10 protein-coding genes are annotated in these 15,546 nt (G+C 52.9%); 6 read left to right on the top strand and 4 right to left on the bottom strand.

Annotated elements, in window-relative coordinates; genetic code table 11:
• Positions 1 to 75: 75 nt before the first annotated feature.
• The 3 genes from VFA09_22740 to VFA09_22730 all read left to right on the top strand — a co-directional run bounded on the left by VFA09_22740 (position 76) and on the right by VFA09_22730 (position 4,585).
• Positions 76 to 1,446, top strand: a complete 1,371-nt coding sequence (locus VFA09_22740; protein ID HZU70107.1) for an AAA family ATPase — start codon at positions 76 to 78, stop codon at positions 1,444 to 1,446.
• A gap of 113 nt (positions 1,447 to 1,559) precedes the next feature.
• Entirely contained in the window at positions 1,560 to 3,341 is a 1,782-nt protein-coding gene (locus VFA09_22735) for a S53 family peptidase (GenBank protein ID HZU70106.1), read from the top strand.
• 125 nt (positions 3,342 to 3,466) lie between these two features.
• Positions 3,467 to 4,585, top strand: a complete 1,119-nt coding sequence (locus VFA09_22730) for a hypothetical protein (protein HZU70105.1) — start codon at positions 3,467 to 3,469, stop codon at positions 4,583 to 4,585.
• Positions 4,586 to 4,650: 65 nt separating this feature from the next.
• On the opposite strand, the gene VFA09_22725 is transcribed toward VFA09_22730, so the two are convergent.
• Complete coding sequence (locus VFA09_22725; protein ID HZU70104.1) at positions 4,651 to 5,178, bottom strand: hypothetical protein; 528 nt, start codon at positions 5,176 to 5,178, stop codon at positions 4,651 to 4,653.
• Positions 5,179 to 5,654: 476 nt separating this feature from the next.
• On the opposite strand from VFA09_22725, the gene VFA09_22720 reads away from it, so the two are divergent.
• From VFA09_22720 to VFA09_22710, 3 genes are all read left to right on the top strand, one after another.
• On the top strand, positions 5,655 to 7,673 hold the full coding sequence (locus VFA09_22720) for an APC family permease (GenBank protein ID HZU70103.1): 2,019 nt from the start codon (positions 5,655 to 5,657) through the stop codon (positions 7,671 to 7,673).
• Between the two features lie 161 nt (positions 7,674 to 7,834).
• A complete protein-coding gene (locus VFA09_22715; protein HZU70102.1) occupies positions 7,835 to 8,758 on the top strand; it encodes a class I fructose-bisphosphate aldolase in 924 nt (307 codons plus the stop codon).
• 109 nt (positions 8,759 to 8,867) lie between these two features.
• Positions 8,868 to 10,970 carry a S9 family peptidase gene (locus tag VFA09_22710; protein ID HZU70101.1) on the top strand — a complete coding sequence of 701 codons (2,103 nt, stop codon included), beginning with the start codon at positions 8,868 to 8,870 and terminating at the stop codon, positions 10,968 to 10,970.
• A gap of 49 nt (positions 10,971 to 11,019) precedes the next feature.
• Here VFA09_22710 and VFA09_22705 read toward each other — a convergent pair whose 3' ends face one another.
• From VFA09_22705 to VFA09_22695, 3 genes are all read right to left on the bottom strand, one after another.
• Entirely contained in the window at positions 11,020 to 12,390 is a 1,371-nt protein-coding gene (locus VFA09_22705; protein ID HZU70100.1) for an MFS transporter, read from the bottom strand.
• Positions 12,391 to 12,581: 191 nt separating this feature from the next.
• Positions 12,582 to 13,532 (bottom strand): thioredoxin-disulfide reductase, encoded by a 951-nt coding sequence (gene trxB, locus VFA09_22700; protein HZU70099.1) that lies wholly within the window; start codon positions 13,530 to 13,532, stop codon positions 12,582 to 12,584.
• A gap of 67 nt (positions 13,533 to 13,599) precedes the next feature.
• Positions 13,600 to 15,318 carry a protein kinase gene (locus tag VFA09_22695; protein HZU70098.1) on the bottom strand — a complete coding sequence of 573 codons (1,719 nt, stop codon included), beginning with the start codon at positions 15,316 to 15,318 and terminating at the stop codon, positions 13,600 to 13,602.
• Positions 15,319 to 15,546: the final 228 nt, after the last annotated feature.

The following is a 15,546-nucleotide window of genomic DNA, read 5'->3' as shown; positions in this document are numbered from 1 at the left end:
TCTCGGATAACCTCGCTGGGATCAGGAATTTGAATAGTGATTACGACATCCTCATTCAGATAAAAGGAAGATTCTATGAACATGGTCATAACTGAGATTCGTTTCCCCATCACGCTTGACATAGATCGACTGGCAACCTCTACCCGCGAAGCAATCCAGCTGGCACAACAAGAAGCTGTACGCATGCAGGCCCCGGAGGTCTATCCAGAACATCTCTTGCTCGGCGCTCTCAGGCAAGGCGATGGCGAAGCCAGGAAGATACTGCGGGAACTGGGCATAGACCCCCGGGCGGCTAGCGCCGGGTTATCCATCGTTCTCGCATCAGATGGTTATTATGGGCCGGATGATGTCAACTGGCCGCTCTCAGTTGATGCGCTGGCATGCCTGAATTGGGCTTCTACCTTCGCTATGTATATAGGCTCGGAGCAAATACTGCCCGCCCATCTCTTGTTGAGTACGATGCGCCATCCATCGACCCATGCGCTTATGGTGTTGCTCTTATCTACCGATGCTCTGCAGACAACGCCGATACTTACCGTAACGGGCGCCGACTACACCGTTTTCATGGACCAGCTTATTTACTCTCGCATCCGCGAACAGGTCATAGTCAGCTTCAGCACAGGCGCTGCCCGGCGCGTGCTTACCGCGTTTGAGCGTCCTACCATCACCTATGCCGATATACAGGGCATGGATGCAGCGAAGGCACAATTGCGCGAAGTTGCCTCTTATCTAAGACATCCAGTGCTATATAACAGGACGAAAAGAGAATACCTGTTCGGAACATTGCTGGTTGGTCATCCCTGCACTGACCGGACGCTGCTCGTCAAGGCCACGGCATCCGAAGCAGCAGTCGCGCTGATCTCTTTATCTATGGCGACTCTCGTTGCTATGCTCAACGCGCTCGACTCCGGCGCGATGACTCTTGAGGATTTTGATCTGCCGCTCCATGAGTACAACTTGCTCAAGGACAGCAAAGCCGACCAGGTAGGGCGCAAAGTGATTCATCGTAGCTTCGAACAGCTAAGGGCTGTCTCTCCGCGCATCCTTTTCATCGATGATCTGGATGCCCTGGCAGAAATCCGCAACCCTGAAGTGCGCGCCCAGTGCTGGAAACAGGTGCTGGTTGAGATGGATGCTTTCGACTACAATCCAACAGTCACCGTTATCGCCACAACGAAAAGTATCGAGGGGATTAACAGGGAAGCGCTCTATCCTACCCGTTTCAGCCGGCAGGTGCGTATTGGTGATGGTTTCTTTGCCGATCTCGCAGCGCAAAGCAGGCTCTGCCTCTCATGCAAACGCGAGGGGCTGCCTGGCTGGCGCTATTGCATATATTGTGGCACAGAGTTAACGCAGTTGTGTGCTGTTTGCGGCTCGCCGAGCATACAGGCCTCTGGAGAGCGCTTCTGCTATCAATGCGGAAGCGCAAGAGCGCCTGAACCATAAGCTGTTCAGACCTCCTCTTCAGCAGCATCTTGCTTTTGAACTGATTTTCATGCTTGCACCGTGATAGAAGAAGAAACTTCTACGAGTGTTTGCTTCATTTCAGCATCACTAGTATGACTGCTTTGGAGGTTGAATTCGTGAATGCAGGGACGCATCGAAATACATTGTTCCACAATAGACCCGGTCATCTCGTAATGGCCGGGCTGGTCTTGCTCTTTTTGCTGGTTCCCTTTTTAGCCAGCTGCGGCCCAACGGCTATTGAGATGGTGCCGGTAGATTTAGGGATACCACAGGCGGCTCTCAACTCGCCGGTAGCAGGGCCCTTGCCCGATAATACGCAGTTGCATGTTCGGGTCACGTTCAAGGTGAATCAGAGCATCATCAATAAACTGGAAGGACAGAAAGGCCGCCCGGGACAACCTTCGCACCTGGAAAACCTGGCCAATCAAATCGGCATCAGTGACAGCACGTATCAGAAAATTAAAGACTTCTTTAACCTGCAAGGGATCGCGCTCAGCCTGAGCAAGCTGCGCACGAACCTTTCTATTAATGCCAAAGCCAGCACCTTTGCGAAGCTCTTGCAGACTCACTTTGTTGTGCATAAGTATAACGGTCGCACCTTCTACGCGCCTGCCACAGCGCCAAAACTGCCGAAGTTTATTGTGGACTCGATGGTGGCTATCACCGGGTTGGATAACTACAGCCCGCAACCACAGCACGATATGATTCTGTCGGGTTTCAATCTGCCGCGGCCCAACAACCACTCCAGGCAGGATTGTTATCCACTCGATCAAACATTGCTGCCGAAAGATGTGGCGCATGCTTATGGCTACGATCAGCTCTGGGCGCATGGATGGCACGGCGAAAATATGACGGTGAACCTTGTTGAGATAGACGGATTTTATGGTTCCGATGTTCAGAACTACTTCGACTGCATCAACTTCCAGGGGCACTTGAGCATTGTCAACGTGGATGGCGCTCCTACCGATGCCCTGGGAGAAACGACGCTGGATATCGAAATGATAGCAGGACTCGCGCGCTCGATCAATATCGTTGACTATCAAACGGATGGCAACGCCGATTATGACATCTGGTCGCAGGTCAACGACGAGCTCCAGCAAATCATCAGTGATAACACGAATAATGCGAATGCGGGTAGTTTAGTGAGCATCAGCCTTGGCTCAACCGAGACCGATCTGACAGGCAACGACCGTGCCGCAATTGATCAGAGCCTGCAATTGCTCACGAACGTGGAGCACATGCGAGTTTTTATTGCCAGTGGCGACTGTGGAGCCTTTACAGATGGAATTTACAGGAGCCTCTCAGTAAGTTTCCCTGCCAGCGATCCCTGGGCAACGGCGGTCGGTGGCACAATGCTTAGCATCTACCAGAATCAGACCCGCGCCAATGAAATTGCCTGGTCCGATTCTTCGAATCTTTCCCGCTGTAAAAACCAGTGGGGTACCGGCGGCGGCAACAGCGAGATGTATGCTCGCCCGGGCTGGCAGAGCGCGGCAGGAGTCAATAATCAGTATTCGGATGGCAACCATCGCCAGATTCCAGATATCGCCGCGGCCGCCTACGCGCTGGCCGTGTACTTTCAGGGACAATGGGGAGCAGTTGGTGGTACCAGTGCTGCCGCGCCAATCTGGTCGGCGGGCCTGGCGCTGGTCAATGAAGGCTTGATGCAGCAAATTGAGAAATTTACTGCATCCCCACAGATGTTCTATGTCGTTGCTGATAATGCCGGCAGCCTGCATCCCTACTTCGATGTGACGCGTGGCAATAACCTCTATTATCCCGCGACTCCGGGCTGGGATTATACAACTGGGCTTGGCACGCCGAACCTGTGGGATTTCTACCAGGTACTCTACGGTCAACTGGCGGGTCGATGAATCGGCCCCTGGCAAATTATGCCGTCTGTGAGTTAGTTCACAGTCACCTGCGCCAACTGTGCTACAATCAAAATAAAACAATCATTCAGAGAGGCTTGTATTCTGGAAAGGTCGCACGTCGAAGCATGACACAGGTTCTTCCGCGCAATTGCCCGCGTTGCGGTGTGCCAATAGTCCCAGGCCAGCGATTCTGTGCCAACTGTGGTCTTAGTAGTGAATCAATGCAGGCCGGACAACCGCCGCTCAAGAATCAGCAAGCCACTTCACAGTACCCAGAGCCTCCACAGTCAAAGGTGACACACGACTTTTCGCAGAAGCGAGCGCCACGAAAGAGGCCGCGCGGAATCGCAATGCTATTACTTGCCCTTTCATTGGTGCTGATTGTAGTAGCTATCCTGGTGGTCGTCCTGCCATCCGGCCTGCATCTGCCCAGCATGGGTGGCAGTGCATCGCAGTCTCCTATCACCACCATGCCTCTCGATGCAACTGTTACCTATGCCGGAGTTGAAGTTACTGTTGTGAATGCGCAGCAGTCGCAGAGTTTTCTCGACGATCCGAAGACGAGTACAGATGGCATGGTACGCCTGAACCTGCAAGAACAAAATAAGACTGGCGTAAAGGTGAGTTGGAGCTACTATACGATCGCGCAATTGCTCTTGCCCGGAAAAAGCAGCATCGGACCCAGCTATGTCAAAGAGCAGCCAGCTATTGCTCCTGGCGCGACACAGAGCGCCGTCATTGATTTTGCCGTACCCGCCAGCGATAAAATCAGCCAGCTGACGCTACAATTGGGCGCGGCAAACCAGGCCCAGATGGATATTCCTTTAACGGGCAAAGCAGACTTGAGCAAGTATGCGCCTAAAACGACGAAACTGAATGGGCAGATGGTCTATTTTGGGCTGAATTACACCCTTACAAGTGCGACCAGTAGCTTGAGCATCAGCGGCCAGCAGGCCAGTAAGGGGAAGCGCTATCTCACGCTGACGCTGTCGGTGGATAATACGCTCTCTCAAGAGGCGATTGCAGGTTCTCCCTATGACTACATACGCTTACAGTCCGGCAACACCACCTTTTCCCCCATTGCTTCGACGCTGCCGGTCTCTTTTGCCACGGGAGAGAGTGGCAAAACCGGAATGGTGACATTCCTCGTACCGCAAAATAGTACGAACTTCACCCTGATCCTCTTAGCACAGGCGCAAAACCCTGGGGATCAAGCTTCTACGGATTTTCAAATAGCAAACTAAAGCCAACAACCAGGGGCGACCACAAGGGTAGGGGCGCCCCTACCCTTGTGGTCGCCCCTGGTTCTTTATTCCAGCAAAAAACTGCCCATTAGTTCACGCCGCAGCATTGCTTTTTCTGCTTCGTCTATCTCAGTCGCTCTGGATGCCGGACCTGACCAGGCGGCCATCTGATCACCGGCTGCCGAGGTAAACTCTTCGAGCAGCATATCTTCCAACATGATCGGAGAGGCCGCGGGAGTTGAGGGGGAAGTATCTTCAGGCGATTCTTCTATAACCGCGTCTATATCAGGTATCGGAGTCTCTGGCATGGCAGGCATAACCGTCTCGACGGTAGATATATTTGGAATAGCCGATGTTTCCATTGAAGAAAGATCGCTCTGTGGACCTGGCACATCTTTCTGGGAGACAATCACAGGCTCTCCGACCAACGAAAAGCGCTGGCCTTCAATTTCTAGCACGATACCTCGCCCGGCGCGCAAATCGGCAAGCTGGCGATGCAGCTCTTTATTTTCCGCTTCCAAATCTTCCAGAATTTGTTTTTGTTTGAGCAATTCCTCCATGATCTGCTCAAAACCACTGCCGCTGGATTTCATGAGTCCTCCTTAGTATATTCACACTTGACCTTTTCGGTTTTGATGTGTATCCTCTCGCTCTGGGAGCGGCAGGCGTCACATCCTTTCATGACCCGAAGAGGACAGGGACAGGTCGCTGTCCCTACACAGGGCTTACAAAATCGTGAGCCATCGGCCCCCCATTACCAACCGGCCATTGGCATGCGAGTGTACCATTATATAGAAGAACGATGATTGTCTCCATCTTTGTGTGAAAAACGTACCAACCTGTCTGAAGTAACAATAGTTGTGTTCTCCACTGCTTGTATAGCAGCCAAATTTTTGAGAAAAACCAGGGGCAACGCGCATAAGGCTCTATGAGCAAGCCATTTTTCTTGCTACTACCATATCGCTATGCTAAACTATTTGCAGGTTGAACTGACTCTTAATGGTCAGTTCCGACCGTGTTATATTAAGGAAATATGCCTATCATGGCCCTATCATAGAAAAGGAACGCTATGGCACAGGAATCTGTGGCGCAGGAATCATCGCATTCGACGAAAGGGGACGAGCATAGCTCAGATAGAAATCTGCTCGGTCCCATTCTTTGTTGGGCAGTAGTCTTTGCGGATATAGGTACTTCCGTTTACTATACCCCTGGTATCCTCTATGGAACAGTAGGGAGACTGGCCGGTTTTTTTGTTTTCCTGACGATGACCGTATTTGTATTGCTCACTTTAAAGTATGCAGAGGTCACCGAGCGTTTCCCACAGGGTGGCGGTGTGGTGACAGTAGCGGCTCAGGCCATTAATCACTGGGTTGGCGCCCTGGGTGGCATGTTCATCCTGGTTGATTACTTCCTGACTGCCGCTATCAGCAGCCTTTCAGGAATGTTGTACTTGAGCGTAGTAATACCGGCCATGGGTCCATTCGCGCTGGAGATTACCATTGTTATTCTGGTTTTATTAGGTATTCTCAACTGGGTGGGGGTGAGCGAGAGCGCGAAAGTGAGCCTGGTTGGTGCTATCATAGCCTTCTTAAGTGATATCGCAATCCTTGTCACAGTGTTTACTCATATTTCTCTACCGGAGTTTTTCGCGCTATTCGGTTCGATGTTTGCACATGATGCGCTCACGCCGGTCTCTCTCCTGACCGGATTTGCGGGTTCGTTCCTCGCGTTTTCAGGTCTTGAGAGTATTTCGCAGCTTTCCCCGGTCATGAAGACTCCTCGCAAGAGGGTGGCAGGAATCGCACTCCTGCTCGTTGTTTTGACCATCGGGTTGACCAGCCCACTGCTGACTATGCTCTCAACGTTGTTATTGCCGAAGAGCGTCGTTGATAGTCCAGTACTATCCGCGCAAGTCATCTCTTTGCTTGGCGGCAAATGGGGAGGAATCATCCTACAGACGGAAGTGGCTATTAGCGCGAGTGCGCTCCTGGTTTTTGCCAGCAATACGGCCATTATTGGCTCCTATCACGTGTTTATGGCCCTTTCGCGCATGGAATTCTTTCCAGCATTTGTACTCAAACGTAATAAGTTACGCGGTACTCCTCACTACTCCATTGCCCTGGCCACAGGCGTTCCTATCGCGGTACTCATCATCGTGAGAGGCAATATTAACATCCTGGGTGACATGTATGCTTTTGGTCTGCTTGGGGCTTTCACTCTTACCTGTCTCGGCCTGGATATTGTACGCCGGCGCGAACGCAAGATGGCGCGGGAAATAGCCAGGCACTTACCCCCCACTGATGGGAATACACAGGCATCCACCGAAGACGTAGTCAACAAGGCCAGGAAATTAAGTGAGGAATATACACATTCTAATGGTTCCGAAGCCGCGAAAGGAGTTGAGCCGGATACTATCGCGATTATGGCCGCTCCAACACGTTCGTGGCGAATAAGGCTGCATAATCTCTGGTACAATCTCGATTTCTGGCTAGGCGTGCTCACCACGCTGCTGGTAGCCACAGCATGGTGTACCAATTTAGTCGCAAAACCGCTTGCGACGGCATTTGGCGGGACTGTAGCAGGTATAGGAATGCTTGTGGCCTACATCAACTATTCGCAGCATAGGAGGGCCGGGCGTTTGCCTGTTGTTACCACCGGTATCGAGGGCCGTTTGCCGGGTTCTATTATGGCTGTGCTGACGGCAAACAATGGGCAAAATGAGGCAGTGATACGGACGGCCCTTAACGAAGCGGATGGTCATCCTGTCGTCTTCCTGTATGTCGGCAAGAGCAGGCCAGGTCGAATGCCCAGCATGTTCGAGGTGTACGACCCTTATCTTGATGACCAGCAGGCGAAAGAATATTTCGGTAAAGCCGAACACCTGGCGCAACGCGCGAAAGTTCCAACTCGTTATGTGTACCGGCAGGAGGAGCCGGGCACTGTTGCCAGTGTCTGGCAGATAGTTCATCCTCACGATACAGTCGTCGCGGCCAAAAATACGTCGGAAATTGAGGATGTCAATCCTGACCGTATCCGCTACGATGTCACGCCCGATGGCAAAGTTGCACACCTTTTGAAGTCCTGGTGAGATTCTTCCCCGTTCCTGCGCTCAGGGCTTCGGCTTCTTTCGCTCAGAATGACATGGCCAGGTGATACAATACAAAGAGATCAGGCAATTGGATCTCCTGTCATATTGCCAGGTGAAGATAGGACAAGGCTCAAGAAAAGAGAAAGAAAGGAACAAGAGAGATGAACGACCGGGTTCGTGAAATTTTAAGCTGGTACGCCAGCGAAAATCCAGGTGTGCGAGCCAATCTCGCGCGTATGCTGAATCATGGCCGGCTGGCAGGCACCGGAAAAATGGTCATCCTGCCTGTAGACCAGGGCTTTGAACATGGCCCGGCGCGTAGTTTCGCGCCCAACCCCGCCGGTTATGACCCGCGCTATTTTTTCCAGCTTGCTATTGAAGCGGGCTGCAATGCCTATGCCGCTCCACTGGGTTTGTTGGAAGCCGGTGTCTCCGATTACGTCGGCGAAGTGCCCTTGATTCTGAAGTGCAACAACCACGACCTGTTGCACGATGACAAAGACCCCATTTCAGCGATTACTGCCGGTGTTGGCGATGCGCTGCGCCTGGGCTGTGCCGCCGTCGGTTTCACCATCTACCCCGGCTCCGCCCAGGCTACCACCATGTACGAGGAACTGCGCGAACTGGCCGAGGAAGCCAAGGCCAGCGGACTCGCGGTCGTCGTCTGGTCGTACCCGCGCGGCAGCGGCCTGAGCAAAGAGGGCGAGACGGCGGTTGATGTCGTAGCCTATGCCGCCCAGATCGCGGCCCAACTGGGCGCGGATATCATCAAGGTCAAACTGCCCAGCGCGAAAGTGGAACTGGCGGAAGCGCAAAAAGTCTACCAGAAGTATGAAATCCCCATTTCGACCCTGGCCGAGCGAGTCCACCATGTCGTGCAGAGCGCGTTCGACGGGCGCAGGATCGTCATTTTCTCCGGCGGGACGTATGCCGCCGACGAGGAGTTCTTCGAGGAAGCCCGAGCCATTCGCGATGGCGGCGGTTTCGGCTCCATCATTGGCCGCAACTCGTTCCAGCGCAAGAAGGACGACGCGATCAAGTTCCTCAGCACCGTTATGGGCATCTACGAGGGGTCAATTAAGTAATGTTTGAAGAGCATGCGATATAACGAAAGAGGGGCGCAGGCCTGCGCCCCTCTTTCGTTATATCGCATGCTCTTCAAACGTAAAAGTAAAAGCTATAGAAAGGTTCCCCATGACAGCAACCCGCAAACTTTCTTACGATGATCTCTGGCAATTTAAAGAAATGGGCAATATTGCACTTTCCCCGGATGGCAGGCGTGTCGCATTCGTGATGCAGAGCAAGGATAAAGCAAAAGATAGCAGGCAGAATGCCATCTGGCTGCTCCATCTCGATGAGCATGGATATGCAGTGGGAACGGCGCGCCAGCTGACAAGCGGCAGCAAAAATGACCTGAATCCCACCTGGGCACCCGATAGCCTGCGTCTGCTGTTCATTTCCAACCGCGAAGAAGAAAAGAAGCAATTATGGGTGATTAATACAGATGGCGGCGAGGCATGCAAACTCACGAATATGCTGCATGGAATCAACGAGGCTGCCTGGTCGCCTGATGGGCAGTGGATCGCTTTCACTGCCATTGCTGCTCCAGACGATGACGATGAGATTCTAATGGGGCGTAAAACGCTGGAGGGGGCCGATAAGAAGAAATACGAGGATGCGGAACGTTATCGCCAACGTATCATCAACAAAATCTGGTATCGCCTCGATGGACGCGGTATCTTTGAAAATTTCTCCCAGCTTTTTGTGATACCCGCGCCCACTGCTGACGATATTACGCTTGATGCGGCTGCCGTTCGACGCCTCACCTCCGGCGACTATGACCATGCCCTGCCGTGCTGGCTGCCCGATAGCAAAGAAATATCTGTATTATGCAACCGGAATGAAGATCGAGACCGCTCGCTGGTCACTGACGTGTGGCTAATCAACCGCGAGACGGGAGACGCTCATTGCATTACTGATGGTGCATTGCAGATAGCCAGCTATGCGTGGTCACCCGACGGTCAGCGCGTGATCCTGGTTGCCGATCAAGATATGCGCAAAGGAGAGGTTTGTAACGAGCGCCTGTATCTTGTGGCGCGCGAAGGCGGCAAGATCGAGACGCTGGCGGATGAAATTGATAATAACGCCTTTCCTCCAACCGTCTCCAATTTCGGACTGCCCGGCCCATACCGTCCACAATGGAGCAGGGATGGAAAATATGTCTATTTTCTCGTCAATGAACGTGGTTCTGCCAATGTCTATTGCCTGGATATGGCGCAAAATGCATCTACTCGCCTCACGAATGACGACTATCTGACCACCCACCTGTCTTTGCTGCCCAATGAGCAGGGGTTATTGTTGGCGCAGTCGCATCTGCTTCATCCATGGGAAATCTACCTGTTACCTCTAAAGGGCGAAGATGACGAAGTACGCGTATCCGGGGAGATAGAGCCTTTGACGCATCTTCACGACCGCCAGCTGGAGCAGTTTGTCTGGAGCATACCGGAGCGCATTACCTATGCGGGAGCCAATGGAGATGAAATCGATGGCTGGATTGTACGGCCAATCGGGGCGCGAGAGGGCGTGCGCTACCCTCTACTGGTGAGCATTCATGGCGGTCCACACAGCACATTCACTACAGGCATGAGTCCGTTCTTCCAGTACCTTGCTGCGCAGGGCTTTGCCAGTTTCTACTGTAACCCGCACGGCAGTAGCGGGCGCGGGCAGGACTTTATGCGCCAGGTGGTGGGCGACTGGGGCGGTTGGGATTTTCAAGATATCATGCTTGGCGTTGACGCATGTATTGCGCGCGGCATTGCGGACCCGGAGCGCCTTGTGGTAACCGGTTATAGCTACGGTGGCTACATGACCATGTATGTCATCGGACAGACTGACCGCTTCAAGGCCGCCGTTCCTATGGCCGGTATCTCCAACCTGTCCAGTTTCGTCGGCACCTCAGATATCGGCTTCTGGATGGTAAAGGAAGCGCAGGGCTATCCCTGGAACCCCGAACGCGAAGCCTATTACCGCGAGCGCTCGCCCCTCACTTACGCCGCGCGCGTCACCACGCCCACGTGTATCATCCATCCCGAAAATGACCTGCGCTGTCCCATCGAGCAGTCGGAACAGTTCTATATGGCGCTCAAGATGATGGGCAGGGTTCCCGTCGAGTTCGTGCGCGGCCCGGCCTCGTGGCACATGAATACCACAAAGCAAAGCCAGTTCTACGGACGGTGGCAAACGATGCTGGAATGGTTCTTGAAATATGTGGAGATTCGACCGGAGGAGTACGATTAAACGAAGTAGCAAGAAGCCCGGCACCTCGCGCGAGGTGCCGGGCTTCTTGCTACTTCACGCCTTTCACCTGGTAAATCACCAGCGTTCCCAGCGCAAAGTACACAATCGTCACCAGGAAAAGCGAGGTGTAGCCGAAGTGATTGGGCAGACTGCGCAAGGCTTGCAGGATGAGCGCGCCGATAGTAATGCCGATAACCTGTGGTAGAATGCCCATCGCCGACCAGATGCCCAGGAATTTACCCGCCTCATCGGTTGGTGGTAAGGCGTCGGCCGCCAGCGCCCAGTCTACACTGGTATACGCCCCATAGCCAATACCGAAGAAGATACCGGCGATTAATGCTCCATATTGACTTTGAAAGAGGATAAAGATGAGGCAGACAACCGTCATCATCGTGCCCGAAAGGTAGACCAGCCCTTTGCGTCCTATACGATCGGAGATCCAACCTGCGATAATCGAGGTGGGCAGCGCAGCTACGAGCAGGATGGGCAGGAACAACGTGCCGGAGAATTGCTCGCCGGAGAATTGCGAGCCGAAGATGATAGTCTTCACCCCAGGCCCTCCCAGCACGTCATCGAAATAATACTGGAGAAAGTAGAAGACACCCCAGATTCCCATCATCACCAGCAGGCGCGCGAGCAACACCCACGAGAGGTCTGGATAGCGCGAAGGTTTGAAGAAAAACCTCTTAAGGGCAGTGCTCAGTTGAAACGTTCTGCCCTCCCTTAAAGGCAATGGCGTCTCTTTGACGGTGAGCGCTGTATAGGCAACAAAAACGATTTGCACAACCGCGATGAGCAAGAAGATTTCTACGATTCCGTTGCGATACACAGGGAGGGGATTGTTCTTGTTGACGATAATACCGGCCACTACCGAGCCCAGAATCGTGCCAAGCAGAGTGAAGAGGCCAAAGAGTCCGGCTGTTACGCCGCGTTGATTCTGCGGGACTTTGTCGGCGATGATCGCTCCCCAGGGAGCATTGGCGAAGTTGTTGCTAAACTGTAACAATAAGAACAGGAGAATAAAGGTAACAAGAAGCCCCGTAGACGAAAACCAGAATGGGGAGAACGCGAACAATACCAGTACGATGACGTTGAGAATAGTACCGATAATTAAAAAGGGACGGCGGCGCCCGATGCGGAAGGTGGCATAGTCGGAGATGGCTCCGACCAGCGGGTTGACGACGAAAGCAACAAGCGTGCCCCACACGACGACCAGCGCCAGGTTGATGTCCTTGTTGGCATTGCCCAGGAAGTAGACCACCATACTGGGAATGACGATGGCGAGCAATGCCTGCCAGTGAAAATTGTTGGCAATCCAGAAGACATTGATGTTGATCTGGTCGAAGAGGGAAACGCGCCGCTGCGTTGCGGTTCCGGGAGGGCTAATCGCAACCCCGCCTGGATTCTCGGTAACATCCATGTGTATCGACCCCCTCTCATAAAAACCGGGAGCTTACATTTTATCGCCTATAAATCAGGCTTGAGGTAAATTATACTGGTATACGATTCCTATGACAAGTACCGGTTTGAGAAGCGGAACCGAAAATGCCAGGGAAACAACGCTTGTGGTTGTTTCCCTGGCATTTTCGGTTCCGCTTCTCAAATTAAAATTTAGTTCCAGTTTTCTACGCCGACATCCTCGCCCTGGCTTTCGAGCCAGCGTTCCAGATCGATGGCGGCGCGACAACCATCACCCGCGGCGGTAACTGCCTGGCGATAGCGGTGGTCGGTGACATCACCGGCGGCAAAGACACCGGGAATATTCGTCATTGTATACTCAGCGGGAACAATATAGCCCTTTTCATCCATGTCGATGAAGCCCTTGAACAGGCCGGTATTCGGCTCGTGTCCAATCGCCAGGAACAGCCCCTGCGCTGGCAGGACATTTTCCTCGCCATTTTTCACATTGCGCAGTCGTACCCCGTTCACGGCATCATCGCCCAGGACCTCAACCACTTCCGTATCCCAGATAAAGCTGATCTTTGGATTCTTGAAGGCGCGGTCCTGCATAATCTTGCTGGCGCGCAGGCTATCGCGTCGATGTATGACCGTGACATGGCTGGCATAGCGCGTCAGGAACGTCGCCTCTTCCAGCGCCGTATCGCCGCCGCCGACGACTACTACATCCTTGTTGCGGAAGAAAAATCCATCACAGGTCGCGCAGGCGCTGACGCCGCGTCCCTGCAAGCGAGTCTCGCTTGGCAGGCCCAACCATTTCGCGCTCGCTCCAGTGGCAATAATGATGGCGCGAGCTGCATAATCGCCCGAATCGGCAGTAACTTTAAATGGCCGCTTACTGAAGTCGACCGCGCTCACATCTTCGGGGATCATCTCGGTACCGAAGCGCCTGGCCTGCATCTCGAATTTTTCCATCATCGGCGGTCCCAGAATGCCCTCTTCAAAGCCCGGATAATTCTCTACCTCGCTGGTCAGCATCAACTGCCCGCCTACCTGGTAGCCCTGAAACATCAACACCGACAGGTTAGCGCGCGCGGCATAAATCCCCGCGGTATAGCCAGCCGGCCCAGAACCAATAATGATAACGTCATATATTTTTGCCATAGTAGGATGACCTCTTTTCTCTCCCCATATATCCGCTCTGCTTATAGTAACAGGAACGGGCAAAGGATTATTCCTTTTGGGCAACTTGCCTCATCTTCCCGGTTACCGCGTTGTAAATCAGGAGCAGGATAAGCAGTGGTATCAGGCTTACTATAGTATTCAGAGTGAGGCCGACTAATTCGGGTCCAAAGCTGCTTTGGAGGTATGAATAGATTCTACTGTCGCCGAAAATACCTATAAGGAAATAAAGAAATATGGCGACTGCGCTCATAAACAGGGCAATAAAAAAACTACTGAGTTTGTTGTAGCGGCCCCGAGTGATGGCCAGAGAGAGCCCCGCGACGAAACCCAGAACAGCAATCGCCACGTACCAGTACCACTGCAGGCCAAAGTAGTCGCGGTAGGTAGAGATAGTATCGGCAAGCCAGCTCCCACCTGCTGCTACAATGATTCCAACCCACGGGCCAAACTCTACAGCAAAGAACAGGGGAATGACGAAAATCAGTCCATTCAGGAGACCACCCAGGGTTAAGTAGCCCAAAAAGCTTCCCGATAATGATGGGAAAATAGGATTGAACAGTGTGGATGACGAACTTGAGCCAGTATGGACATAAAGGGTGTCGATAGCATAGCCGGCGACAGTAAAGAGCGCTGTTCCTATGAGCATTGCAATAACCTGTCGCAAGCCAATGCTCCATATTTTCACCTTCTGAGCAGGTGACTGCCGGGTTGGCCTCTGCGCATCCTGCTGCGGATAGGATGCATATTGCTGAGGTGAATAAGAAGGATAAGATGGGTAGGAATAACCCGATACCGGTGGTGGAGGTGGTGGAATAGGGGTGGATTGCTGCGGGGGAATAGAGGATTGTAGCGACGCTGAGGGAGATGCGGCTAAGGTTGGTGGAACAGATGATACTGGCTTAGGAGGGGGTGGCGGAGTTGGAGCTTTCACATATGTTTCGCTTGATTGCTCTATTTTGCTCGCCTGCTCCAGCGCATTGGCAAACGCCTGCACGCTCCCAAAGCGCTGCTTGTAGTCTTTTGCGAGTGCCATAGATACGACCTGCTCAACGAGTGGATGAATTGCCGGAACCTTCTCCCGCAACGGTGGGGGCGCGGCAAACATATGCTGCGTGCATAACTCGGTAAATGAGCCATGAAAGGGACGGTCTCCACTCAGCCATTCGTAGACGACAACGCCCAGGGAATACTGATCGCTCGCCGGTCGCGGTTTCCCCTGAATCTGTTCTGGAGACATGTAGGCGACTGTTCCCACTACATCCTGCGTATTCTGGTAACGCGAACTTTGAGCGACCAGGGCCACACCAAAATCACTCAACAAAATTTCGTTTTTTCGCCCAAGCAGCATGTTTTCTGGTTTTATATCGCGATGGATCAGCTTTTCGTCATGCGCGTATTGCAGGGCTACTGCTACCTGTTTCACATAGGTTACAATCGTGGGCAGCGGCAGAACCGAGCCTTTTGGGTGGCGCTGGCGTAACGTGCCATTGGACGCATAGTCCATAACGAGATAGGGTGTTTCACCATCCACACCGAAGTCGGTGACGCGCACGATATTGGGATGAATCAGGCGAGCAATGGTCTGGGCCTCTTGAAGGAAGCCTTTCATATCGTCTTCGCTCGATACCCGCGTCTGTAGTAGCTTGATGGCGACCTGCGTTTTGAGGTAGATATGCTCGGCGAGATAGACTTCGGCGAATCCACCGCGCCCGATGAGGCGAACGATGTGGTAGTTGCCAAGCCGCTGGTTTGTCCGGTCCGCCATCATTGCACCTCTTTCGGGAAAAGATGTATTCGAACATGGTACTTTGTTTTAATGGATTTATTGTAGAGGCTTGTAGAGGATATGTCAAGGGGATAAACCGCTGATCCTTCAGATGTTGGCCGGGGGATTCTTCGTTGCACTCAGAATGACATCGCTGACTGGCTAAGGCTATCATTAGACAGAACCACCTCTCAGAAATGAGGGGTGAGGGTATAGAATGACATCGCT

It is taken from the genome of Ktedonobacteraceae bacterium (assembly GCA_035653615.1).
Classification (GTDB): Bacteria; Chloroflexota; Ktedonobacteria; order Ktedonobacterales; family Ktedonobacteraceae; genus DASRBN01.
This window is presented reverse-complemented; position numbering and strand designations above follow the sequence as displayed.